General features: G+C 68.7%; 19 protein-coding genes and 3 pseudogenes. 11 read left to right on the top strand and 11 right to left on the bottom strand.

The window, feature by feature from the left end; genetic code table 11:
- From E1291_RS05000 to E1291_RS41785, 4 genes and pseudogenes are all read right to left on the bottom strand, one after another.
- Positions 1-384, bottom strand: a pseudogene (locus tag E1291_RS05000) (hypothetical protein); the annotation flags it as partial.
- Positions 381-908: a TlpA family protein disulfide reductase gene (locus E1291_RS04995; protein WP_131736348.1), complete on the bottom strand. Its 528-nt coding sequence runs from the start codon at positions 906-908 to the stop codon at positions 381-383. The pseudogene E1291_RS05000 and the gene E1291_RS04995, both read right to left, overlap by 4 nt.
- Positions 908-1,423 (bottom strand): MauE/DoxX family redox-associated membrane protein, encoded by a 516-nt coding sequence (locus tag E1291_RS04990; protein WP_131736347.1) that lies wholly within the window; start codon positions 1,421-1,423, stop codon positions 908-910. Before E1291_RS04990 ends, E1291_RS04995 begins: the two co-directional genes overlap by 1 nt.
- A 72-nt stretch (positions 1,424-1,495) precedes the next feature.
- A complete protein-coding gene (locus E1291_RS41785; protein WP_165494967.1) occupies positions 1,496-1,654 on the bottom strand; it encodes a hypothetical protein in 159 nt (52 codons plus the stop codon).
- Between the two features lie 436 nt (positions 1,655-2,090).
- On the opposite strand from E1291_RS41785, the gene E1291_RS04985 reads away from it, so the two are divergent.
- The 5 genes from E1291_RS04985 to E1291_RS04965 all read left to right on the top strand — a co-directional run bounded on the left by E1291_RS04985 (position 2,091) and on the right by E1291_RS04965 (position 7,735).
- Complete coding sequence (locus E1291_RS04985) at positions 2,091-2,663, top strand: hypothetical protein (RefSeq protein WP_131736346.1); 573 nt, start codon at positions 2,091-2,093, stop codon at positions 2,661-2,663.
- Positions 2,664-3,126: 463 nt separating this feature from the next.
- Positions 3,127-4,032, top strand: coding sequence for a metallophosphoesterase family protein (locus E1291_RS04980; protein WP_131736345.1), 906 nt, complete (start codon positions 3,127-3,129; stop codon positions 4,030-4,032).
- A gap of 50 nt (positions 4,033-4,082) precedes the next feature.
- Positions 4,083-5,309, top strand: a complete 1,227-nt coding sequence (locus tag E1291_RS04975; RefSeq protein ID WP_242613950.1) for an MFS transporter — start codon at positions 4,083-4,085, stop codon at positions 5,307-5,309.
- Positions 5,306-6,331 carry a TolB-like translocation protein gene (locus E1291_RS04970; protein ID WP_207400563.1) on the top strand — a complete coding sequence of 342 codons (1,026 nt, stop codon included), beginning with the start codon at positions 5,306-5,308 and terminating at the stop codon, positions 6,329-6,331. The genes E1291_RS04975 and E1291_RS04970 overlap by 4 nt, the downstream gene beginning before the upstream one ends.
- A 492-nt stretch (positions 6,332-6,823) precedes the next feature.
- Positions 6,824-7,735 carry an LLM class flavin-dependent oxidoreductase gene (locus E1291_RS04965; protein ID WP_131736343.1) on the top strand — a complete coding sequence of 304 codons (912 nt, stop codon included), beginning with the start codon at positions 6,824-6,826 and terminating at the stop codon, positions 7,733-7,735.
- Positions 7,736-8,305: 570 nt separating this feature from the next.
- On the opposite strand, the gene E1291_RS04960 is transcribed toward E1291_RS04965, so the two are convergent.
- Complete coding sequence (locus E1291_RS04960) at positions 8,306-9,166, bottom strand: helix-turn-helix transcriptional regulator (RefSeq protein ID WP_131736342.1); 861 nt, start codon at positions 9,164-9,166, stop codon at positions 8,306-8,308.
- Positions 9,167-9,278: 112 nt separating this feature from the next.
- Between E1291_RS04960 and E1291_RS04955 the strand changes: the two genes are divergently transcribed.
- The 3 genes from E1291_RS04955 (at position 9,279) to E1291_RS43780 (ending at position 13,170) form a co-directional block, all read left to right on the top strand.
- Positions 9,279-10,631: an MFS transporter gene (locus E1291_RS04955; RefSeq protein WP_131736341.1), complete on the top strand. Its 1,353-nt coding sequence runs from the start codon at positions 9,279-9,281 to the stop codon at positions 10,629-10,631.
- A 288-nt stretch (positions 10,632-10,919) separates the two neighbouring features.
- Positions 10,920-12,206: an alkaline phosphatase gene (gene phoA / locus E1291_RS04950; RefSeq protein WP_242613949.1), complete on the top strand. Its 1,287-nt coding sequence runs from the start codon at positions 10,920-10,922 to the stop codon at positions 12,204-12,206.
- Between the two features lie 556 nt (positions 12,207-12,762).
- Entirely contained in the window at positions 12,763-13,170 is a 408-nt protein-coding gene (locus E1291_RS43780; protein WP_165494962.1) for a hypothetical protein, read from the top strand.
- Positions 13,171-13,199: 29 nt separating this feature from the next.
- Here the strand turns inward: E1291_RS43780 and E1291_RS45040 are convergent.
- The 4 genes and pseudogenes from E1291_RS45040 to E1291_RS04930 form a co-directional block, all read right to left on the bottom strand.
- A pseudogene (locus E1291_RS45040) lies at positions 13,200-13,253 on the bottom strand (hypothetical protein); the annotation flags it as partial.
- The gene (locus tag E1291_RS45035; RefSeq protein WP_442316388.1) at positions 13,250-13,543 is read right to left on the bottom strand and encodes a winged helix-turn-helix domain-containing protein; all 294 of its coding nucleotides are present in this window, start codon (positions 13,541-13,543) and stop codon (positions 13,250-13,252) included. The pseudogene E1291_RS45040 and the gene E1291_RS45035, both read right to left, overlap by 4 nt.
- A 17-nt stretch (positions 13,544-13,560) precedes the next feature.
- Positions 13,561-13,830: pseudogene (locus E1291_RS45030) on the bottom strand (helix-turn-helix domain-containing protein); the annotation flags it as partial.
- A gap of 557 nt (positions 13,831-14,387) precedes the next feature.
- The gene (locus E1291_RS04930; RefSeq protein WP_131736339.1) at positions 14,388-14,879 is read right to left on the bottom strand and encodes a matrixin family metalloprotease; all 492 of its coding nucleotides are present in this window, start codon (positions 14,877-14,879) and stop codon (positions 14,388-14,390) included.
- Between the two features lie 1,411 nt (positions 14,880-16,290).
- Here E1291_RS04930 and E1291_RS04925 point away from each other — a divergent pair.
- Positions 16,291-16,833 (top strand): hypothetical protein, encoded by a 543-nt coding sequence (locus E1291_RS04925; protein WP_131736338.1) that lies wholly within the window; start codon positions 16,291-16,293, stop codon positions 16,831-16,833.
- A gap of 765 nt (positions 16,834-17,598) precedes the next feature.
- On the top strand, positions 17,599-17,730 hold the full coding sequence (locus E1291_RS44510; RefSeq protein ID WP_278045228.1) for a hypothetical protein: 132 nt from the start codon (positions 17,599-17,601) through the stop codon (positions 17,728-17,730).
- Between the two features lie 162 nt (positions 17,731-17,892).
- Here the strand turns inward: E1291_RS44510 and E1291_RS04920 are convergent, their stop codons facing one another.
- Positions 17,893-18,618 (bottom strand): dienelactone hydrolase family protein, encoded by a 726-nt coding sequence (locus E1291_RS04920; RefSeq protein ID WP_131736337.1) that lies wholly within the window; start codon positions 18,616-18,618, stop codon positions 17,893-17,895.
- A gap of 607 nt (positions 18,619-19,225) precedes the next feature.
- Between E1291_RS04920 and E1291_RS41775 the strand changes: the two genes are divergently transcribed.
- Positions 19,226-19,570, top strand: coding sequence for a site-specific integrase (locus E1291_RS41775; RefSeq protein WP_165494966.1), 345 nt, complete (start codon positions 19,226-19,228; stop codon positions 19,568-19,570).
- A 955-nt stretch (positions 19,571-20,525) separates the two neighbouring features.
- Here the strand turns inward: E1291_RS41775 and E1291_RS04910 are convergent.
- A complete protein-coding gene (locus E1291_RS04910) occupies positions 20,526-23,789 on the bottom strand; it encodes an NACHT domain-containing protein (RefSeq protein WP_131736335.1) in 3,264 nt (1,087 codons plus the stop codon).
- Positions 23,790-23,820: the final 31 nt, after the last annotated feature.

The following is a 23,820-nucleotide window of genomic DNA, read 5'->3' as shown; positions in this document are numbered from 1 at the left end:
GTCCTCGAACCGCCGCAACCCGACCTGCGCCTCGGTCGCCGCGAACAACCGATCAGTCGCCGCGACACCAGCGGCACGACCGGTCTGCGCACTCAGATACCGCGAGAGCGCGGGCATCGCCGCCGCCGCCAGCCCCGCCAAGGCAAGCCCCACGGCCAGGCCACCCACCGCACCGTGCCCACCGGACAGCCGATCAATGACCAACTTGGTCAACCACGCCGTCACCACCGGAGCACCCGCCGTGGCCCCTGTGACCAGCAGATACCCGGTGACGCCGGCGGGCGCCGCACGGGCCGTCAGCGACAGAGCCTCGACCGCCGCCGCACCGGACTCCCGGACCCCGAACCGCCGCGAGGGAACAGAGGAGGGCACTGGGGTAGTCATGCCAGAGACGGAAGCGGCAGGTCCTCCAAGCGCCCGCCCGTCGCCACCACACGCTGGTCGTCCGCCAGCAGATACAACGCCGGAGTCCACTCGTTCTTGAACGCGGTCGACACCGGACCCTGGAAATCCTCCACAACGACCCGCACCGACCCCGCCAGCAACCCGACCAACTCGGGATCCTCCCCGCTTACCACGGCCAGGACCTTCTCCCGCCCCACCGCACGGCCGTACTCGGCCAAACGCGGCGCCAGCGCATGACACGGGTCGCAGTTGGCGGAGAAGAACCCGACCACACCGGTCAGAGTCTCGGTCGACACCGACTCATCGGCCGTGGTCAGCGCCTTCACGTCCGCTGGACGTGCCCCCGGGCCCAGCACCACCGGCGGACTGGCATTGCCACCATGCCCGCCATGGCCGGACGCGGCTTCGTCGCTCTTGAGCCGGCGGATGAGAGCCAGGGTGAGCAGAAGGTTCAGCACGGCCAGCAGACCGAGCAACACGACCGCGGCGATCAGAAAGGGCATCAGTGGCTCCCCACGAGCAGGTCGACAAGATCGTCGAAAGAGACGAGCAAGATCGCGCCCACCGCGCCGGCCACCGCCGCCACGGCGGCGCCTGCCACGGGCGGCGTAGCACCAGGCGTGACCAGTCCGACCGCGGCGGCGGTCAGCAACAGACTGTTACGAGCCAGGTGCCGGACGCCCAACGGCGCACTGGCAGCACCGAAACAGCGGCAGCGCACCACCGGACCTCTGTCGGCTACCACTCGCCCGATCGTGAGGGTGAACGCCACCAGTAGCACCGCCGCAAGCCCCAACCCGAAGGGCCGGGTCCACGGCGCCGCCATCGCGGCCGCGGCGACCGCCTCAAGAACAACGACCACCACCGCCAAGACACGCACGGCACCCGCCCCCACGCGGAACGGGAGCAAAGCAGGCACCGACGCCGCGAACCCACCAAGATCACGCGCCTTGGACACCGCCGACACCAGCAGAACGAGCCCGACCAGACAGGCACATCCCACGTGCAGATACTCCACTCCCGTTCCCCTCTCGCGGAGACGGGTGGCGGCGCACGGCGCCGCCACCCGTGGTGGGTCAGGTAAGCGGGGTCAGCACTTGCCGATCTTCTTCTCGGTGCAGCCCTCGTTCAGGCAGCACGTGCGCGAGTACTTGACCTTGTCCCTGCAGTAGGTGAAGGTGCTGCAACCCGCGTGGACGGTCGTCTTGTGAACGATCCGCGCGAGCAGGCGGTCCGCGAGACGCGACATCATTGTCTCCTCTCTTGTCCCGGCCGTGATTCGGCTGGGGCGCTTGAAAGGGAAGCTACGAATTCGCGGTCTGACGGCCTAGGGCCCTTAGGCCCTAAACCAAGACTTGAGGGGCCCTGCCCATGTGCGACGTGTGCAGGCCGCACCGGCTTTGACGACGCGCAGGGCGCGCACCAGGTCCGCCCGCCCGGCGAAACGCTCTGGATGCGGCCCCCGGCCCGAAGTTCAGGGAGGCTTCCCAACGGCTGATGGACCGTGCACGACTGAGAATCCTTTGGCGTCCCCCCAGTTCAGTACCACCTTTCCGGCGCGATCGATCTTCCGCCTCCTAGGCCGGAGAGGATATTCTGGCCGGCATAGGAGGTCGGGCTGACATGACGGACCACGTCGGTAAGCTGACGGTGGAGGGGTTCCGGCCCCGGCGGAGTTGGGGCCGATGACGCAGAGCGACGATTCAGGAAGGGCCTCTCTTCACTATCGGGCGTACCTCCCGGCAGGCATCGGTTTGATCGTCGCGGTTCTGGTGATCTCTGCCTTGTTTCCGCTGCAATGGCTCGCCGTGGAGGCGGACGCTCCGTTCCCCCTCATCGTCACGGCTGACACCGTCATATCGCTCCTTGTCACGAACGTCCTCCTCGCACGGGACGTGGCGTTGTCGAGCGAAGGCCGCCTGACCGTCACCGGATTCGGACAGCACATCGATGTCGACGTGCGGCGCCTCACCACGATCAGTCTGTCGGCCGGTGCCCGCAGCGGATTCGGCTTCGCCCGGATCCAGTGGGACGGCGGAGGGGTCCGGATTTGGCAGATCATGACCTACGTCCCCGACCCACGTCACAAGTACCGCAAGAGCCGGACTACCGGAAGCGAGGACTTCCGGGACCTGGTGTACCGGCTGCATCTGATCAATCCGGCGGTGAAGATCCGCGGTGTCGAACCACCGTCCTGGACTCTTCCAGTCGCCGCGCCGTCCGGCCCAGCCGATGAGCGATACGTCTGGCGCCCCTAGGACCGCACCCGCTCCGAAGTAGCACGAAACATACATCCTGCCCACCGGGCGCCCCGGGCATCACGTTGGCGGCCGTCCCGACCCCGGCCGAGGAGCCCAAGCCCGGCTGGCGGCAAGGTCGGCGACCCGCGCCCCCTTTTCAAGGGCCGGGACACGCAACTGCCCCCAGGGCGGGGGGCGGCGCGCCCATGCCTGTCCTCTCGTCCTGGCGCATACGGGGCCGGACGCCATGGAAATGGTTCATGCCGCCATCTGAAAATCATCCCGGAAATGATGCTTTTCAGTTTCCGGTTCGGGGATCATCCGGCGGCGGGGTGCCCCAATCACTGACTCTCTCTTTTTGCGGATCTTTATTCTCCGGCGTCATTCATCCCCTGGATGGCGGCCGCTCGCCGGAGCATCGCCGGGATGTGTGACGGCGGGCTTACCGTCCGGAGCGCCCAATTCCCGCAAAGGAGTGGACATGACCCCCAGCAGAAGCAAGGTCGCGATCGCCCTCACGGGCGTTCTCGGCGCCGCCTCGATCGCTGCGCTCACGCTGCCCGGCGGCGCGGCCTCGGCGGCGGCCGACCCGGTCCTCGTCGGCGCCGGCGACATCAGCAACTCCGGCAGCGGCGACACCGCCACCGCGGCGCTGCTCGACAACATCGCCGGGACGGTCTTCACCGCCGGCGACAACGTCTACGACAGCGGCACGACCAGCGAGTTCAACACCTACTACAACCCCACGTGGGGACGGCACAAGGCGCGCACCCGGCCCTCGCCCGGCAACCACGACTACAACACGGCCGGGGCCACGGGCTACTACGGGTACTTCGGCGCCGCCGCGGGCGACCCGTCCAAGGGCTACTACTCCTACGACATCGGCGCCAGCTGGCACGTCGTCGCCCTCAACTCCAACTGCGGGTCGATCAGCGGCGGCTGCGCGGCGGGCGGCGCGCAGGAGCAGTGGCTGCGGGCCGACCTCGCCGCCAACCCGAAGCCCTGCACCATCGCCTACTGGCACCACCCGCGGTGGACGTCCGGCGCCAACCACGCCCCCAGCACCGCCGTGGCCCCGCTGGTGCAGGCGCTCTACGACAACAACGCGGACGTGATCGTCACCGGCCACAACCACCAGTACGAGCGGTTCGCGCCGATGAACCCGAGCGGCGCCGCCGATCCCGCGCGCGGCGTCCGCGAGTTCGTCGCCGGGATGGGCGGGGCGAGCCACTACTCGTTCGGCACCATCCAGCCGAACAGCCAGGCCCGCAACAGCGACACCTACGGCGTCCTCAAGCTGACGCTGCACGCCGGCAGCTACGACTGGCAGTTCGTCCCACAGGCCGGAAAGACCTACGCCGACAGCGGCACGACCAACTGCCACTGATGTCCGGGGCCCGGCGCGGCGTCGCGCCGGGCCCTCCTCAAGGAGCCGGCGTGTACCTTTCCACCCTCACCCGCCCGGCCGGGGGCCGCCGCCGCGCGGGCCCGGTCGCCGCCAACGTGGTCGCCCTCGGCGCCGTCAGCCTGATCACGGACGTCTCCGCCGAGATGGTCACCGCGATCCTGCCGCTCTACCTGGTGGTCGGACTCCAGTTCGGCCCGGCCGCCTACGGGGCGATCGACGGGCTCTACACGGGCGCGACCGTCCTGCTCCGCCTCGCCGGCGGGTACGCGGCCGACCGCGTCGACCGGCGCAAGCCGGTGGCGCTGCTCGGGTACGGCGCGTCCGCCGTGGCCAAGCTCGGCCTGCTCGCCGCGGCGGGCTCCGCCGCCGGGATCGGCCTGGCGATCACCGCGGACCGCGCGGGCAAGGGCCTGCGCACCGCCCCGCGGGACGCCCTCATCACCCTGTCCACGCCGCCCGACCGGCTCGGCCGGGCGTTCGGCGTCCACCGGACCATGGACGCCGCCGGGGCGTTCGCCGGTCCGCTCGTCGCGCTCGCCGTCCTCGCCGCCGCGCCGGGCTCCTACGACTCCGTCATCATGACGAGCTTCTGCGTCGCGCTCCTCGGCGTCATGGTGCTCGTGCTGTTCGTCCGCGACAGGCCGGGACCGAAGCCGTCCCGCGAAGCGCCGCGCTGGCGGGAGCTGCTGCGCGGGCCCGCCGCCCGGCGGCTGGTCCCCGCCTCGTTCCTGCTCGGGCTGGCCACCATCGGGGATGGTTTCACCTACCTTCTGGTCACCGAGCGCGCGGACCTCGCACTCGGCTGGTTCCCGCTGCTCGCCGTCGCCACCAGCGGCGTCTACCTCCTGCTCGCCACTCCCCTCGGCCTGCTCGCCGACCGGGCCGGACGGCTCCCCGTCGTGCTCGGCGGCTACCTGACGCTCACCGCCGCCTACCTGCTGCTCGGCCTCACGTCCGGCGGCGGGCTCTGGCTCGCCGGCGCCGCCGTCGTCCTGCACGGGACGTTCTACGCCGCCACCGACGGCGGCCTGATGGCGCTCGCCGGCCCGCTGCTCCCGGCGGGCCTCCGGACGACCGGCATCGCGCTCGTGCAGAGCGGGCAGGCGCTGGCCTACCTGTTCTCGTCCGTGCTGTTCGGGGTGGCCTGGCAGGTGTGGGGCACCCGTTCCGCGCTGCTGGCCGCCGCCGTCGTCAGCGTCATCGCCCTCGCCGGGACGGCCGTCGTGCTCCGTACGCCAGAAAGGGCCACTCCTTGAACACGCGCTCCCGCGTCATCGTCCTGACGGCCACGGCCGTGCTGCTCGCCGCCTTGGCCGTCGCCTACACGGTGTCGCGCGGCGCGGAGCCCGCGCCCGCCGAGGGCCGGACCTCCGGCGACGAGACCGCCGACGGCCGGCGGCTCCAGTTCCTCACCAACGGCCGGCTGTCCTACACGTCCCCGCCGAGATCGCGGCGGGTGACCCCGGTGGAGTGCGACCGGGCCTACGCCGCCGCCGGCACGGTCGCCTGCCTGCGTCCGGTCGGCGCGCTGAGCGCGGGCGCGCTGGTCGTCATGGACGCCGGGCTGCACCAGCGGCGGCGCGTCCCGCTCACCGGGTTCCCCAACCGGCTGCGGGTGTCGCCCTCCGGACGGATGGTCGCCTGGACGCTCTTCATCGACGGCCACAGCTATGCGACCACGGGGTTCTCCACCCGGGCGGGCGTCCTGGACACGCGGACCGGACGCCTCGTCACGTCCCTGGAGGACTTCGCGATCACCAAGGACGGCGCCCCGTACCGGAACCGGGACGTCAACCTCTGGGGCATCACGTTCGCCGCCGACGACAACCGGTTCTACGCGACCCTGTCCACGGGCGGCGGGCGCTACCTCGTCCAGGGAGACTTCGCGGCCGGGACGGTCCGGACGCTCGCGCCCAACGTCGAATGCCCGTCCCTGTCACCGGACGGCACCCACCTGGCCTTCAAGTCCGCGATCGCCGGCGACCCCAAGCGCGGCTGGCGCCTGTCGACGCTCGACCTCGCCACGTTGAAGACCGCTCCGCTCGGCGAGACCCGCAGCGTCGACGACCAGCCCGTCTGGCTGGACGCCCACACCATCGCCTACACGCTCCAGCTCAGCGACGGTACGAACCAGACGTGGACCGTCCCGGCGTCCGGCCTCGGCAAGCCGCAGCTCCTCCTGAACAACGCGAGTTCGGTGTCCCCGATCCCGGCTCCAGTACAGTCTGCCCGGACGGGCGGCCAACACCGTCAAAGCCAAGCGGATCCTCGCCCGTAAGCCGGGCACGCAAGCTGCGCGAGTAATCCGCCAACGACGCCGACTAGGTGTGCTTGGCCCGCGAGACTGAGCGGGCCAGCAGACGGACTCTGCAGAACCCCCAGGCCGGCCCGGACGTCCATCCAAGTCCCTGACCACGACACCGCCTGAACTCACTGCGCGCGCTCCTTACCAACCACCCCCACCCGAGCGCCCGCCCGGGCTCACACCGGTTCGCGCTGCGCCGGACGGTGGTCCAGGTGCTCGCGCCGGACCGTCAGGCTTCTGCGAGCGGACCACGTGGTCGATGGCCAGATTGGCCCTTCGTGTCCAGGGAACTCCCCGGGTAGCGGCTTTACGGACTCCGGCGAGCGTGTCCGATCCTTACAAGACCGATGCCGATCCAGCTGCATATCGTCACGTCTGTGCGCCCGCCGGGTGCATGAGGACGGCCCGAAATCGACTGTCCGAATCGTTGCGTCCCAGTGAGACCCTGGCTGAGATGGAGTACTCGTGAAGATTGGAATCGGCCTGCCGAACGCCGTGCCCGGACGTCCCCCACGGGAGGTCAAGCAGTGGGCAGAGGACAGCGAGCGCCTCGGCTTCCACTCCCTGGGATCCATCGACCGCCTGGTCTACGACATCCTCGACCCGCTGGTCGTCCTCGGCATCGCCGCGGCGGTGACCGAGCGCGTCCAGCTTTTCACCAGCGTGCTGAACGTCGGCTGGCGGGGGAACCCGATCCTGTTCGCCAAGCAGCTCGCCACGGTCGACCTGATCTCGGAGGGCCGGCTCACGGCGGGCCTCGGCATCGGGGGCTGGCCGGACGACTTCGCCCTCAGCGGCGCTCCGGCGAACGGCCACGGCAAGATCTTCGACGATGCCCTGACCGAGATGCGCCGCGTCTGGGACGGTGAGGTCACCAGCGCCTCCGGCCCCACCCCGCTGCCCGGCGAGGGCCGCCCCAAGCTGCTCATCGGCGGCCTGGCCCCCGCGCCCTACGCCCGCGCCGCCCGCGTCGGCGAGGGCTGGGTGGCGCCGTTGCTGAGCTTGGACCTGCTGGTGAACGGCATCCAGGGCGTCACCGGCGCATGGGCCGAGGCCGGCCGGCCCGGTAAGCCGCACATCCTCACCGGCCGCTACTTCTGCTGCGGCCCCGACGCCGCCCGGCTCACCGACGAGTACGTGGCCCACTACTACGGCTCCGAGGAGTCGCCGTACTACGAGCCGGTCCGCGCCGACTCGCTCGACTCCGACGAGCGCCTGCTCAAGGAGCTCATCAGCCTGGCGGACGCGGGCGTCGACGACGTGGTGCTCTACCCGGCCGACCCCTCCCTGGACCAGGTCCATCTGCTGGCCGAGGCGCTTGAGCGGGTGGGTGCCCGGCGGAACCCGACCTTCGAGTTCACCACGGACCAACGCTGACCGGCCGACGCATTGGTGGACTAACCGAGGTCGCTCCATTCATCGCTGGGACGGTCATCAGCGATGCAGTCGGAGGTCAGGGGCGGGGCCTGCCTCGATAGACCTCCCGTTAAGCCCGGGGGCTGGGCGTTAGAGGAGTCGTCCCCGACACCGCGTGAGGACGGCCCGGACTGCGTATCCGGGATTCGCCAAGGTGGCGTCGGCTACGACGCCCCAGCGCGCGGCCCCCCTTGGTAAATCCGGGGGCGGCGGTACCGGGCCGGGACCGCCGCCCCCGACGAAAGCCAGCGAAATGTGACCCCGCTCCCCCGCCGACGTCACGAAAAGGAATGACGGGCAGGTCCCGGCCGAACCACTTCACGCCGACCAGCCAGCCACCTTCGGCACCCCCGTATTGATCGTCGGAGCAAAGAAGTAGCCGGGACGACCGAGAGCGCCGCCGCCAGCCACCGCCGTCCCACCGCCCGCCAACGCGTCGCCCACACTGGTTCGAGTCATTGAGAAAGAAGTGACCGTGACCGGCCTCTGTCCGCCGCAGCCAACGGCACGGGCCCGGCCCGCTGACGCTGGTCAGGCAGAGCGTGCCTCCGGCGCCAGGGCCGCGCCCACCGAGAACCGGCGGATCAGGGCACGGTACGACGCAGAGCCCTCGGGGGCCGTCATCACGACCAGTTCCAGGTGGTCCGCTCCCGGCTGGAGGTAGTTGGCGTAGTCGAGGGTGAGCGGTCCCGCCTCCGGGTGCGTGAGTTCCTTCCGGCCGGTATTCGGGCCCCGCACATCGTGCCGTTCCCATCTCTCGGCGAATGCGGGACTTTCAGCGGTAAGAGCGGCGACCAGTTCGGCGCCGCGTTCGCTGTACGGGTCCGCCGCGAGAGCGTCGCGGAGGCGGTGGGCGTTTCCCGCCGCGACGCCCTCCCAGTCCACGTAGAGGTCCTGGGCGCGTGGGTCGCAGAATGCGAACCAGGCCAGATTGCACCGTCCGGCGGGCAGTTCGGAGAAGTCGGTGAGGAGCCACGCGGCCGCGTCATTCCATGCCAGGACGTCCCGCAGCGGGCTGACGACATATGCCGGCCACGGCTTGACGGACCGCAGCAGCCGCCGCGTCGTCTCCGAAACGGCCGGCGTACCGGAGGACGGGGCCGGGCGTGACGGGCGCTCGGCGAGGCGCCGAAGATGGCGGTGCTCATCCTGGTCGAGGCGGAGCGCGGCGGCCAGGGCGTCCACGACATCCCGCGAAGGGCGACGCTGCCGACCCTGCTCAAGGCGGGTGTAGTACTCGGGACTGATGCCCGCGAGGGCCGCCACCTCGGACCGGCGCAGGCCCGGGAGCCGCCGGACGCCCGCGGGATCCAATCCGGCGCGCTCCGGAGACAGGCGGGCACGCCGCGTCCGCAGGAAGTGCGCCAGCTCCGGCAAATCGTCTCCAGCCATGAGACCCAGTATCTGCGCTCCGCACTGGGGCGTCCCGCTCGGAGCTGGCCCTGGGAGGGCCTCCCCTCAGCGGTGTCTGGTGGCCTTACCGGGCCGGTAGAAGACTGCCGCCATGATCACAGAAAGACCGGCCCCGCCGGCGAAGGCGTCCGCCGTACCCTTGGCCGTCCTCAGCCTCGCGGCGGGACTGGACGCCGGAGGCGTGGCCGTCATCAACAGCGCCCTGCCGGCGATCGGACGGGAGTGGTCCGCGTCCGCGCAGAGCCTATCCTGGGCGGTCACCGGGTACGCGCTCGCGTTCGCGGGCCTGCTGCTCGGCGGCGGTGCGCTGGCGGACCGGTTCCCGCGCCGCCGGGTCCTGGTCGCCGGGCTCCTGGTGCTGGCGGCCGGAGCGGTGATGGCCCTGGCGGCCCCGGCCTTCTGGGCGGTCGCGGCAGGGCGCGTCGTGCAGGGTGCCGGTGCCGCGATCACGCTGCCGGCCGCGACGGCACTGGTCACCGACGTGTATCCGGCGGGTCCCGCGCGGGAGCGGGCGCTCGGGGTCTTCTCCTCGGCGCAGGCCGCCGCCTATGGCGCGGGACTCGTACTCGGCGGGGTTCTGACGAGCTCGACAGGCTGGCGCTGGGTGTTCGGCGTGCAGGCGGCGATCGCGCTCGCCGCCGTCGCCGCCTCCTGGCTGGTGCCGTCCGTCCGCACCGAACGCCCCGAGCGCGTGGACGTGCTCGGGGCGGTCTCACTGACCGCTTCGATCGCGCTGCTGATCCTCGGCGCGGACCTGACCATGCACGCTTCGGCGATGGGGACGCCCGCGCTGGCGGCGGCGGCCGGCTTCGCGGTGCTGTGGTGGTGGCGGGGCCGCGCCGGCCGGCCGGCCCTGCTCGACCGGGCACTGCTGCGGCTCCGTTCGGTCCGACTGGCGGCCGCCGGCGCGGTCGCGTTCTATTTCTGCGTCACGGGATCGCTGTTCTTCGTCCCGCTCTACCTGCAGGACGTCCGCGGCATGACGGCCGCCGCCTCGGGCCTCGCTGTGCTGCCGGTCAGCATCGCGGTCGCGGGCACGGCGGTGCTCACGGGACGGCTGCTGCCCCGCTTCGGGCTGCGAACAGTGCTCACCGCCGGCCTGCTCCTCACCGGTGGCGGCGTCGCGCTCTGGTGCCTCACCAGCGAGCACAGTTCGTACCGGTGGCCGATCCTCGCCGGTCTCGTCGTCACCGGCATCGGCCAGGGCCTGGCGTTCCCCGCCCTCACGGCCGCCGGTCTACGAGACGTCCCGGACTCCGCGCGCGCCACGGCCTCGGCGGTGACATCGACCGCCCTCCAGGTCGGCAGCGGCATCGGCCCGGCGGCGCTCGTCGCGATCGGCGACGGGAGCACCGCCCTGTCTCTCGGCGGCTACCACGCCGCCTTCGCCGTGGCCGCCACCGTCGTCGCGGCCTTCGCCGCGATAGCGGCCCGCACAGTCTGATCGGCATCGCGGCACCGACAATGGCGCCCCGTACAACCGCGGACCCGCCCACTTCCCTCGCCTCACGGCCGCTCGCCTCCGAACAGCCGTGCCACCAGGCGTATCACCTGCGCCTTCACTGAGGTTTCACCGTCACGTCACGCTCGACGGGGTCTGGGTCATCCGGGGCCTGATGGTCTCCTTCCCGGTATCAGAAGACCCTTACTCCAGGAGCGACCTATGACCTCTTCGTGGCGACCGACTCGGCGGGTGGCCGTTTCCGCGGTTGCTCTACTCGGGGCGCTGGGCGTGGCCGCCCTTCCCACGTTCGCCTCGAACGGCGATCACACCGGTGCGGTCCGTTCGGCGATCCACGGCGGGAAGGCGCGCAACGTCATCCTGCTGATCGGTGACGGCATGGGCGATTCGGAGATCACCATCGCCCGCAACTACACCAAGGGCGCGGCCGGGCGCCTGGCGCTGGACACCCTCCCGCTGACGGGCGCGTACACGACCTACGCCGTCAACAAGGACAACCCCAAGCTGCCGAACTACGTGACCGACTCCGCCGCGAGCGGCACCGGCTGGGCCACCGGCCACAAGTCCTACAACGGCGCGATCTCGGTCTCCCCGGACGGCAAGCCGGTTCCGACGATCCTCGAGATCGCCAAGAAGGCGGGTTTCCGTACCGGTGACGTGACGACCGCCGAACTGGGGGACGCGACACCGGCGGTGCTGGCCGCGCACGTGGCGGACCGCACCTGCCAGGGCCCGGCCGACATGGCCAACTGCCCTGTGCAGGACAAGGCCAACGGCGGGATCGGTTCCATCTCGGAGCAGCAGGTGCAGACGGGCGCCGACCTCTACCTGGGCGGTGGCAAGGCCCGCTGGGTGCAGACGATCAAGGGCGGCCCCTTCAAGGGCAAGACGGTCGTCGATCAGGCCCAGGCCGCCGGTTACAACGTCGTCACCGACGCCTCCGGGCTGCGCTCGGCCAAGCCCGGCCAGAAGCTGCTCGGCCTGTTCGCCGACGGCAACATGCCGCAGGAGTGGACGGGGCCCGCGGCCAAGGTCGGTGGCACCGACCCGGCCAAGTGCGCGCCCAACGCCTCGTTCAGCGGTCCGCACCTGAGCGACATGGCCGACAAGGCCCTCGGATTGCTCGGCGCTCAGACCAAGAAGTCCAAGCGGGGCTTCTTCCTGCAGATCGAAGGCGCCTCGATCGACAAGCGCGACCACGCCGCCGACCCGTGCGGCCAGATCGGCGAGACGGCGGAGTTCGACAAGGCCGTCAAGGCGTCCCTCGACTACGCCCGGACCCACCGCGACACCCTCGTGGTGGTCAGCGCCGACCACGGCCACACCAGCCAGATCATCCCGCTCGAGGCCAAGAGCCCGGGGCAGACCGCGACGCTGATCACGGCGGACGGCGCCCCGATGCAGATCAACTACGCGACCAACACCCCCGGCCAGTCGCAGGAGCACACCGGCACCCAGGTCCGGATCGCGGCCCAGGGGCCCCAGGCCGCCAACGTGGTCGGTGTCACCGACCAGACCGACCTGTTCCGCACGCTGCGCCGGGCACTCGGCCAGTAGCACTACGAGCCAGGCTCGCGAGCCGGGTAGTGCCGATCGCATCTGCGACCGGCACTACCCGGCTCCGGGGCTCTATCCGCAGCCGGAACTGCGGGCCGGTCCACTACCCGGTGTGCTTGCTGCCCCTGGCCGGCGGAGGCCTGGCGGTCGCGGTGTGGGTGGAGCGATCGCGGCGTCAGGTCCGAGCCGAGGGCGGTGCGATGTTCCTGGGAAGGCCGCGTTCGTCGCGCCGCGACAACGGAGAGTCCAACTCATGACGCATCAGGCCTCGCTCCGAGGCAGCACTGGGGCGTGGACCACCCTGGGGCGGCCAACATCAGTACCGGGTTCAGCAAAGCCCGGCGGATCAGCATGACGTCACACCGTACGCGGGGCGATCGTGTCCAGCGGAGATGCCTCCCAGCGTTGCGGGCGCCGTCCCCGGCCTTCCCTGCGAAGGCCGCGTGAGGGGCCTCACAACCCCGGCCGCGTGATCGTCGGCCAATGCCTGAAAAACATGCCTCATCCTCGGCTCTTCGAACAGCGCCGGCCGGGCGGCGCATGATTCGGAGACGTCATGCCCAAGGACGAACTGGCTCGACGCCGCGTCCGCTACACCGGCCAGGCCCACCAGCACGCATTGAACTCGGTGCGCCGCGACGGCCGCGAGCACAGCGCCATCCCGGTCGCGAGACCGCCGCAGTCCTTTCTGGAAGCCCTGGCCCTGGAACGCATTGGCGACTGGAATCCAGCGTTCTGGGCCCATAACATCCTGGGCGTCGGGCTCGCATGGGTGGATCCCGCACCGAACGGCATCGCCCTAGGTTGTGTTGCGAAATGTGTGGACCCAGGCGTTGATGGCGGCCATGTGAACCCTGGCCTGGTAGCGGACGGTGAGCTTGTCGAAGCGGGCGGCCAGGGCCCGGTGGTGTTTGAGGAGGTTGATGCCGCACTCGACTTCTGCCAGCGGCGAAACAGGCCGTAGACCGCCTGCCAGGACCCGCAGAACTCGGGAACATCACACCACGGAGCCCCGACCCACAGCCGCCACCGGACCCCGTCGATCAACTGGCGTCTGGTCCATCTCGACGATCGACCCGGCTGCCATGGTCACCGCCGTGCACCCTCACCCGCGGACGCCGTCCCCGCCGGCTCCAGGAGCCCCCGGGGCGGCTTGAGCCCTTGACCGGTCTCGCCCTCGAAACAGATCCAGGCGCCCAGGTCGCCCGCGATGGTTCCACCTGCGGCCACACCCGCTCTTTCCACACTTGGACGGCCTGGTCGTCACGCTCGACCGCCCGGCGTCCGGGAACCTGCACCGACCAGCCGTTACGCCGCAGCCCCCCAGCAGGGTGCAATCGACGGCGAACAGCTCACCGATCAGCGCGGCCATACGTCCCAGGGTCCACCGCTGGTCATCGGCGTACCCGTGCGCGGCCGGGCCGCGGTTCAGCTCCGCCTCCAGCCGCGCGACCATCGCATCGTCCAGGCGCTGCCGCCGGTGCGGGCCCTTGGAACGCAGCGCCCCGGCTCCGCCCTGCCGCCAGGCCTGGCGCCACTTCTCCACCTGCCGCAGCCCCACCCGCAACTCCGCAGCGATCCACGCATTGCGCCGGCCCTCACCGAACCACCGTGCGGCCTGCATCCGCACCTGCTCACGTCTCCGGCGGCCCGCGTCGGTCATCCCGCAGCCCTGGGGGGTATCTGGCCACACCACCGGCCCGTCCACTCACCCAACAGCTATGGCCAATTAACCCTGGTTAGTTCGGCGACCTTCCGTGTCCGTAACCGTATCCCGTATGATCTTGCCGGGATTTCTCAGTCGAGACTTCGACCCTGGAGCCCATTGGACACGTCTCGTCTTTCGGAAGAAGACGACATCGCCTAGACGAGGTGCGGGCCCTCCACGGGAAACCGCGATGGTAGTCACAGTGGATGCTCGGTGTCCCGGACAGAGAACACAGTGGAGTGATGTTGTGTCATTGTCGCGCTCGCGTATTGCAGCCGCCTTCATCGTGATGACGCCTCTACTTTGGTTCCTACTTGCGTGTGGGGAGCAACAGGGAGAAAGTGAGCGCGCTTGCAAGGCTCCTGCGCCGAACCAGAAGAACTATTGGTGCGCGGATACGCCTACTCCGGATCGGAGCTAACCTCCAGTAGTGTGGTGCCGCTATTCGCCGGGCACCACACCACGTGCCGCAGTTACCTTGGGTAGAGGTGCATCAGCCCGTCGCAATTGCCTTGGCCGCACGTTTCCCCTCTCTTGTCGCATGGGTAGGTGTAGGGGTACATCGTGAGTTCCTCATGGGATGGGTCTGTCACGTGTTCGAGGCCGAGGAAATGCCCGACCTCGTGCGTGGCCACGCTTATCGGGTCGTATGCCGCGCTGCATGTGGTCGGATGGTTCCAAACATCCCACCACTTGATAGTGTCAGACCGCATGGCGATGTCGGCCTCCCTGATGTATTTCCCTTCCGACCAACTGCAGGTGACTCCAAGTGTGCCTGCGGACTGCGGCATCGGAATCCAGCCCCACACGTTGAATCCATCCCGGTTCGCGCAGGTGGCGTCCGCTTTGATGTTGGGCTTGCTCTTCGTTGTGCCCGTCTCCTGGCCGGAACCGCCGTCCCCCAGAACAAAGTTCGACTTGGTGGCGAATCGATCATCGCGGGGTATGCAGTCGGTATAGCCCACGGAGTTGGCCCAGGCTCCGCTTCGCAGGGCTGCCTGGGCTGCTCCTTCGATGAGGCCGGTATCTTTCCAGGTTCCCGGGTAGTAGAGCCAGTCGATACTCAGGTCGGCGAGCGGGCAATCGCCTTGGTGCGCGATGTCCGTTCAGGCGGGAATTACGGGGTCGGTGGGAGCCGACGTCGGTAGAGGCGGGGAACGCCAGGCTTGTGGATCCCGTGGTGGCGAGTACGTCCATCGTGACCTTTGAGTCGGTCGACGGCACGACCACCCCTCCACCACCGCGGGCCTTGATCGTCCGGCCTCGCATATCACAGTTTGCGATACTGAACTTCCGCGAGAGATCCAGTGCTCGGACGTTGCCGTCCTTGCACCATGTCGGTCCGCTCTGCGCTCCTTGTAACTCGCCATGAAATTCTCGTCATTGACTCCCCTCTCGATTACCTGCCTTGGTGATCATCGGCCAGCCCGGAAGAGTGATCAACATGGATGACTGACCCACTTCGGCCAGAAGGAAGTGTTTGAGGTCATGACGATTTCGAGAGGGTTAACGATCGCCATCCAGCCGAATAAGGGCGGCACAATGGTTCCCTGGGCAAATTTCGACAGAAAGCGGCAGCCATTGCGGGCGTGCCGAAACGATGAGCGGCGTCCACCAAACCCCGAGGCAAGAGCAGAGACAACAACAGCCGTGCGCAGAACAGCCGCCCACCAACTCCGCGGCCAGAACCGTGACGGCACCGCAGAACCAGCGCTGCGCCGAATACGACGCCCAGCAACAACAACGCCAGCAGATCTCCGGGAAACCGTCCACCGGCGGCGGGCACGACCCATGGCAGAGGTGTTCACCGCCCGCCGCGACGCGTGGGTCGACAACGAAGACAGCGTCTACGGCGGCTCCCCGGCGGCAACCAGACGGCCAACAAGCGCGCGGACGCCGGGTCCGGGTCCCTCTACCGAGGTAGACCCCCGGTAGGCCCCCGTGAGAGAGGCGGTAGAGGGAAAAAGAGGACCCGCCGTGGCGCTGCGCACCAGGGCGTCCCGGTTCCGCAGATCGTGGCCGAGCTGAAGGTCTCCGCGGGGAAGAACACGGGCAAGCGGCCCTCGGTCGCCTCGCTGTACGGGCCCTGGCCGACACTGACGCCGCGGCCGCCGCCTCGGGCGTGGAGGTGACCGAGGGGGCCACGTGACCGGCGGCGGGCACGGTCGGCCCGTGGGACGCGGTCGGTCCGCCGGGACGACGCCGCGTTTCGTCGGCCCTGAACATGGTCCGGCTGGATGCTGTTCACCTGCACGGCAGCCCAGGGGAAGGGCACAGCGATGGGCAAGGGCGGCAAGGAACCGGGCACGGCGCGGTGGGGCCGAGTGGCGCCCCGCTGCCACAGACTGTGCGGGCTCACGACGGCGTCATGTGGTCGTGGAGACGATGGAGGCCGGCCATCGCAGCGGGATGGTCACGACGCGGATGGGCCTAGAGGACGACGAGCCGGTGCGCCTGGTGGTCCCGGCCGGGCAGGCCGCGTCGCTGCTGGACGGCCTGCGGGCGGCGCGGCTGGATGCCGAGGAAACCTACTGGACGCAGATCGCTCCCGGTGAGGTCGCCCGGCAGCGAACGGGCGTGCCGTTCCCGGTCGTGCTGGCCGAGCGCCGGGAGATGCTGCTGCGATCGGAGGGGACAAGGTTCTGGCCGCGGCTCCCGATAGCGAGCGGCCGCAGCGCACGCCCTGATCACCGCCACGGCCGAGCCGCCTGCGAACCCGGCCCACGGCCGGGAGCGGGGCGTCCTGCGTGGGCGCCCGGCCAGTGGTCCCCGGCCGAGGGACGCCAGCGGCTGCTGGATCTGCGGGAGAGCGACCAGCACACGGCACCGGCACCCGGCGCGCAAGTCCGCGCAGGAGGCGCAGCGCCGCGCGGACGCCTGGGCCCGGCGGGCCTGGGGCCTGTCGCCGCGCGAAGGTGACGCCGGGCTGCCGGCCGAGGTCGACGGCGAGCTCGCCGCCAAGTACGGCGTGCACCTGCGATCGGCGTGACGCCGCGGTGAAGGGCCGTGTCCTGGACGTGGCCGCCCTCGTCGACGTCGCCACCACCCGCACCCGCTACACCCGCGCCCTGGTCACCATCGCCCTGGAACAGATCACCCCGCCGGCCGTCCCCGTCACCGCGCCCGCCTCGGCATGGGTACAGGTCCCGGCCCGAGGACGCCTCACCCTCGCCACGCCGTGCGAGCAAAGCATGACCCTGAGCTTTTCCCTCGACCTTCCAGCGGCCGCCGCGATCGGCGAGATCGGCACGCGCCGACCACCGCACCGGTCCGCTGGACATCGCCTGCACGCATGTCGCGGTCATCGACGCCGACCGCGACTGGCCGATCGTCACCGACCGCGCTCCCCAGCTACGCGTCCTCATTCCCGGCCTGCAGGTCGAGTCCCTGCCCTGACCCGGCCAAGCCCCCCATGGGCCGGAGCACCCGCAAGCAGGGATAAGGCTCTCCCCCGCCTCGGTCCAGGGCGTCCCGCTGGGCGGCCGCCCCTGAGCAGCAACCGAACGGTCCACGGCGATAGCGAGCCGGTTCGGGTGGTGTTATCGCCGTCTACCGGTCCGATGTGAGTCGTGTCGCCGATGGTTCGGTCCTGTAACGGTTCGCTTGTGCGGTGGTCCGCCCTACGTTGCGGGGCATGCCGTCCGCCAGCCCAAGGCCCAGGGGTACCCAGTCCGAGACGAGAACATGGCCCGACTCAGCCCGTTCGTGCGCAAGCACCTCGGCGTGCACGGCGCCTGCAACTCCCTCCTGCCGGATCTGGCACCCGGCGCCATCCGCGACCTGCGCGACCCCGACGCACCCGACGACGAGGAATGAGACCCCCGTGACAGACAACGCCGGCGTCGCCGCAACCTCCGTCCCACCCCAGGCCACCAGGCTGCTGGGGATGGGCGAGCTCACCCACATCATCGGCCTCGGTGCACCAGTACAGCCGTTATCGGTGAGAACAATCATGGTCGGCTTGCGCTCTGATGTAGATCACTCCGGCACGGGTAGGCATTCGGCGAGCAGGTTGATGATGTCGTGCCAGGCTCGCTGGGCGTGTTGTGGGTGGTGGCCGACGCCGGGGACCGCGGCATGGTCGACCGGTGGGTGGTGGAAGGCGTGCAGGGCGCCGCCGTAGACCACCAGGCGCCAGTCGACGCCCGCGGCCTGCATCTCGGCGGTGAAGGCGTCTCGCTGTGCGGGCGGCATGATCGGATCTTGGGATCCGACTCCGGCCCACACCGGGCAGCCGATGCGCGCCGCCTCGCCCGGTCGGCCCGTGGTCACGGCGTTGACCGTTCCGATCGCGCGCAGGTCGGCGCCGTCGCGTCCCAGTTCCAGCGCGATCGCGCCTCCGGTGCCGTAACCGATGGCAGCGATCCGGTCGGGGTCGGACCGTGGTTCAGCGCGCAACACCTCGAGCGCCGCGTGGCCGATGTCGCGCATCCGGTCGGGGTCGGCGAGCAGCGGCATGCAGCGGGCCAGCATCTCTTCGGGGTCGGCCAGATAGCGCCCGCCGTGGATGTCGAAGGCCAGTGCCACGTATCCCAGTTCGGCCAGGGCTTCGGCCCGGCGGCGCTCGACGTCGCTGAGCCCCAGCCCCTCGGGCCCGATCAGGACTGCGGGCCGGCGCTCGACACCGGCGGGGAGGGCGAGGTGGCCGATCATTGTCAGGCCGTCGGCCGGGTAATCGACCGTACGCGTTGTAACCGTCGTCATGAGAGCGGACAGTAGTGACCCGTCGGGCCTGGTCGAGCCGGTGTTCACCGCTGGCGGACGGCGCTGTTCACGAGGACGGATCGCTCACCCTCCTACGAGGGTTCGCAACGGGCGCCCGGGGGGATGGGGCGGGCAGCGAGGCAGAGGTCGCTCATCATCCCTGGAGGGCTCGCAACTCCTCCTGGCCGTTGTCCTCCCGACCGGCATCGCCCGGTCGCTCATCATCCCTGGAGAGTTCGCAACGCGGCCCAGGTGTGGTGGCTACGACGTTGCGAACCGGCTCCACCAGGACGTCTTCCGGTGGCCCACCGCGAAACAGACACCGTCGATGACGGCCAGAAACGGCCCCACCTCCGAGCTAGGCGGACACCGATCCGCAGTGACGACGTGGGGCCATTTCGGGACGTCCGCCATCCGCCGAGGTGGAACCACCCGAGGACGTCACCCCGGGGCCAAGCGTGAACGTCATAGCCACCCCAAAGGCACCCGGCAGACCGGAAAGCGCGTCCTGGTGGACACGACGGCATGGCCGGGGACGCCGGTTCCGCCTTGGCCCGACGCCGTCTCCGGGCAGTCGTTCCTGCCGCCCAGGGGGAAGGGGATCCGGGTGGTGACCGAAGAACATTCTCCGTCGGTGTGGTTGCCTCTCATCGAGGGGCTCACGCCGCACGGACTGCGGCACAGCCACAAGACCTGGATGCTGGAGGACGCGGTGCCAGAGGTGCTCCAGGCCGAACGTATGGGTCACACCGTGCCCGGCATCCGCGGCGTGTACGCCCACGTCTCGGACAGCATGCGAGACGATCTCAAGGCCAAGCCCCAGAAACGCTGGGAGATCTCGCTACAGGAACGGCTCCGGCTCAGCGTCGGCTCGCCGATTCCCGTTCTGCACGGATTCCTGGAGGGTGCTCAGAGGCGGGTCCAGTCCCCGGTTTCGATCTTGAGCGCCTAGCGGCCGTCATGCTGGTGGGGGCTGGATGGGGCCTTGCTCTACCCCCACCACATGGCTACTCAGAGTGAAGAAGACCGGGGCGTTCTTGTGGCCTCGTTCGGGTGGGAGGGAGATGATCTCCCAGAATCCTCCCAGTTGATCAATCAAGCCCTGCCGCGAGTGCGCGGGAGGGCCTGTGTCATGGGGGTGGGCGATACTGGGTTCGAACCAGTGGCCTCTTCGGTGTGAATGATCCTGATCACCCTCTGACAACGTTCAACACGGCCACCACCTCGCCACCAGAGTCCCGCGCCATCCAGTCCCGTCCGCAGAGGTGTTGGCCGATCGCCACGCAGATAGCCACTCACCTCCGAGGCAGCGTGCAACCCTCAGCACCTTGGCCCCCAGGGCCTTGAAGTGCTGGGTGCGTGCACCAACCGATTCAGCCCAGGCAGCAGCCCTGCTTAATAGTGCTGCTCTCCGCCTGGCCCGCACTCGAACCAAGCGGACTTGCCCATAGAGCCCACCCGTTCGGTGCGGCGACGCCCCCGAGGGCACCACAGGCCCACGCCCGAGTGCCCGCTGAGAAGTATCGCCGCACTCTCAATGGCGCCCGCTTCGCGGTCGCCGCCGGTCGGTCCGGGCCTGGGCATGCGGCCTCTCCGGGCGGGTCTCGCCCAGCCGGCCAGCGAACACTTTGGGCGCATTTTGCCATAGATCGTTCGGTAATAGCTGTGGCCTGCGGTCGCAGGTCGGCTAAGGCTCAGGAGTACAGCCAAAGCCGGCACCGCTCTGGCTTGGCCATCCGCAACCTCGCCCATCAGTTACGCCCATCAGCTAAGCGATTAAGCCATACAGGTCTGGACGATGTGATCCATCCTCGAATGACGGCGGATATGACGTACGCGCCTCCTGGTCTCCGTTCGGCCCGTCACCAAGTCAGACCATCCCGATCCCGCAACTCATCGGTGACTCGTCACACCATCACGAGTCGACGCCCCAGAGCCTCTGCATTTCGCACCACCTGGCCAGACGAGACCTGGACAGTCAACTCCCGGTTCGCACCGAGCGGCTCCACGTCCACGCCGGGTGGGAGGCCAGTGATATCGAGCAGACGCAGGCGAGGCAGTTGTGCGAGCGGAGTCAGGTCCGGTATCCGCTTGCACAGACCCAGCCACAGTGTAGACAACCGTTTCAGTGTCGAGAACGGTTTCAAGTCGAGGACGGGCAGGTCGGGCAGGCTGAGAGCCTCAAGATCCTCCAGCTCTGCCAGCGGAGTGACATCGGAAATTCCCGTGCTATCGGCCAGGTAAAGTTCGCTAAGCGGGAGATTTGCCAGCGCCGTCAAATCACGAATCCAGTCACAATATGCGAGCTGGAATCTGCGGAGCTTGGGAGCGGCATTGGCGAACTCTGCGAGGTCACATGTCGCTTTGGTGTAGTTGAGGTTCAGTGCCGTCAGGTCAGCAAGTCTTGGCAATCTACTGGGATTGATATCCCGAGCCCCTTCGATTCCGAGTTGTTTCAAATTGCCAAGTCTCTGCAACGGCGTGAGATCTTGGATCTCAAGGCAGGGAAGTTGGATGGTTTCTAGACTTGGAAGTGAATCCACAAAAGTTATGCCAATCAATCCTGGCATTCTCAAACTAAAGTCCCGCAACTGCGGAAGGTTGGGTAGTTGCGCAAAATCTGGGCCGAACCCGTCTGGGTCTATAACAATACGGAGATTTCGAATCACGTCTGCATGATTCCGCAAAAAGCTAAAATTGGGCAGACTATCGACATATACGTTCAGATTGACGGTCTTGCGGCCGAGTAGAGGAACTGAGTTGAGCTGTCCCAGCGAACTTATGTTGACCATTCTCCCGGGAGGAGCCTTGGTCAGCACTCGTTGCGCATACTGCTCTGGGTCGAAATAGATCCACGCCTGCTGGAGTTGCTGTTGAACCCCCGGACGTGGGTCGTCCCCATAGTGGGCGAGGACGTTCAGAGCCTCAGGACCGTTGATCAGATAGGCCGTGCGGATGCTCGCCGACGCGGCCGCCACCGAGAGGTCGTCCAGCCGTTCCGGCAGCCTGGACAGCACCGGCTCCCCCGCCGCCGCGAGCGAACGCGCCGCGTTGGCGTCGCGCGGCGGGACGAACTCGGCCAGGCAGTTGTCCAGGCGCTCCTGGAGTTCGCGCGGAATCGATTTCAGCGTCTCAAGGCAGGCGACCGCTAGCAGCTTGAGCTGCCGTGAGCGCCTGCGTTCCGCGATCGCCCGGTCGAGAAGCCCGGTGATCAGCTCCTGCCGGAGCGGCTCGTTGGCGTGTCCGGCGGCCATGATGACGGTCTCCCGCCACTGGTCGCGGTGGGCATTGCCGATGAGCAGCTCCATGTCACCGAGGTCGGCGAGCTGCTTGGCTGTCAGGTATTCCTGGACGGTCCGATGCGCGAAGTCCATCCGTCCCGGCACCGGCTCGCGGATCACCCCGCTGCGTTGCAGAAGGTGATTTAGGACCGCGGTGGCGTCCGCCCGGACGCCAGGCATGCCGACGAGCCGCTCTTCGATCACTTGCTGGGCAGTGCTCTTGGGGAGCTCGACCCGTTTACTCACGGACAGATGCCACGCCAGCGCCTGAAGGATATGAATCCTCTGGTCGCGTGGCAGCGAGATATCCGAAGCGCTGGGGATGTTGCGTTTAGCATCGCGCGTCTCTAGGAGGAGTTCGAGCGCGGCTCCGTACAGGCTCATGCGATCACGCGGCAGTGTTTCCCGGTCGAGGTTGAGGGCGCAGAGCATGGCCGCCAGTAATGGCGAGGACGCGAGCACGCGCAAATGTGGCGTGGCCTCCATCCTCGCCAGCAATCGAGCCTCGTAGGTCGGCAATTTTTCCGGCTCGCATGGGAGATCGGCGCAATCACGTACAGCCCGATGCCAATGTTCGATCAGCGCGCGAAGTTCGGCCGGTCCCAGTTGTTCGAGAAAAATTGCTGAAAAACCTTCGGCACGCAGCCAGTCGGAGGTGGCGGCGGCGGGACGGGAGGTGACCACGACTCGGATGTTGGGAAAATCAGCGATAAAACCTTTCAGCCATTGCCGTACGGCGGCGCGTTGGGATGCGGTCACCTCGTCCACCCCGTCCACTAGGAGCAATGCACGGCCCGACCACAAGTGCCGGTGCACCCACCCCTTGGGCATGATTCCGGCCAAGTTGGGGGCGGTCAGATCGAGGAGCTCCTCGGGCCGAGGGAGCGGTTGGCCCGCGTAGTTTCGCAGCTTGATGAGGAGGGGGACGCTGCCGTTCCAGTTCTCCAGCGCGCCGGTGAACACGCCACGCGCCGCCGTTACCGCGAGCCAGCGCAACAGCGTGCTCTTGCCACCGCCCGCCTCACCGCGAATCAGCATCAGCCGCTGGTCGGCCAGGGCAGACTCGACCCGGACCGCCCCACGCCTGCCGTGGTCCTCGCGCCAGTCGGAGATGGGCACCGCTCGCGCGTCGGGGCGGCGCTCCCGTTCGTCGGAGACATTCAGGCTGATGTAGGCGACGCTGAGCGTGGTCTGTGGACGGGTGAAGCGCTCGAACCGGACACCGAACAGCTCGAGCGTATCGAGGCTCTCACTGATCAAGGAGAGGTACCGGCGGGTGAACTCCTCGTCGTGCGAGCTGCCCTCGGGAGCGGTCAGCGAACGGGCCGGCAACCGGGAGAGAACGGCGGCGACCTGGTCAGCGAGCCCCGTGAGCCTGCTAAGGGTCTCCGCCGCCGCGCGTGGCTGGAACTGCGGCAGATGGACGATGATACGGGCCAGGCAGTCGCAACATTCGTCCAGGACGACGTCATAGAGCCGCGTCCCGGCCTCACCCAGCTGTGCCTCGACCCGCCTGGCCGGAACGGTCGCCCGTAGCCGTCTGGCCAGCTTCACCGGGTCGGCGTCGTCGGTGAACAAGGCTTGGTCGGTCAGGTCAGCCTCCTCCAGCGTGAGAACGACCTCGTGCATCGCCGCCTCGCGGTCGCCGTCGGTCAGACCGCGGTACTCGTGGTTCACGAACGTCATCAGACGTTCCACGACCGAGTCGGCGATGTCCTCGAACTGGCGTTGGGTGCGGCGGCGCTTGATGTCGTCCGGCAAACCGGTCTTGACCAGGTCGATGAGATCCTTGGACGGGGATTTGCGGTCCATACGTCCACCGAGCAGGCGGCTCAGCGCAAGTTGTGCAACCGCCCTGCCGACCCCAAGGGCGGCCATTTCGACTGTCATGAGATCCCCCGTGGATGCGAGGCCCCAGTAT

This window comes from Actinomadura roseirufa (assembly GCF_900659635.1).
Taxonomy (GTDB): Bacteria; Actinomycetota; Actinomycetes; order Streptosporangiales; family Streptosporangiaceae; genus Spirillospora; species Spirillospora roseirufa.
The sequence above is the reverse complement of the archived record's forward strand: the minus strand, read 5'-3'. Positions and strand labels throughout refer to the sequence as shown.

Excerpts from the sequence above, each read along its gene's own strand:
- E1291_RS44510 (WP_278045228.1), top strand. The coding sequence starts at position 17,599 with ATGGCCCGACTCAGCCCGTTCGTGCGCAAGCACCTCGGCGTGCACGGC.
- E1291_RS04980 (WP_131736345.1), top strand. The coding sequence starts at position 3,127 with ATGACCCCCAGCAGAAGCAAGGTCGCGATCGCCCTCACGGGCGTTCTC.
- E1291_RS41785 (WP_165494967.1), bottom strand. The coding sequence starts at position 1,654 with ATGTCGCGTCTCGCGGACCGCCTGCTCGCGCGGATCGTTCACAAGACG.
- E1291_RS04985 (WP_131736346.1), top strand. The coding sequence starts at position 2,091 with ATGACGCAGAGCGACGATTCAGGAAGGGCCTCTCTTCACTATCGGGCG.
- E1291_RS04910 (WP_131736335.1), bottom strand. The coding sequence starts at position 23,789 with ATGACAGTCGAAATGGCCGCCCTTGGGGTCGGCAGGGCGGTTGCACAA.
- E1291_RS04995 (WP_131736348.1), bottom strand. The coding sequence starts at position 908 with ATGCCCTTTCTGATCGCCGCGGTCGTGTTGCTCGGTCTGCTGGCCGTG.
- E1291_RS04920 (WP_131736337.1), bottom strand. The coding sequence starts at position 18,618 with ATGACGACGGTTACAACGCGTACGGTCGATTACCCGGCCGACGGCCTG.
- E1291_RS04960 (WP_131736342.1), bottom strand. The coding sequence starts at position 9,166 with ATGGCTGGAGACGATTTGCCGGAGCTGGCGCACTTCCTGCGGACGCGG.
- E1291_RS04955 (WP_131736341.1), top strand. The coding sequence starts at position 9,279 with ATGATCACAGAAAGACCGGCCCCGCCGGCGAAGGCGTCCGCCGTACCC.
- E1291_RS43780 (WP_165494962.1), top strand. The coding sequence starts at position 12,763 with ATGCCCAAGGACGAACTGGCTCGACGCCGCGTCCGCTACACCGGCCAG.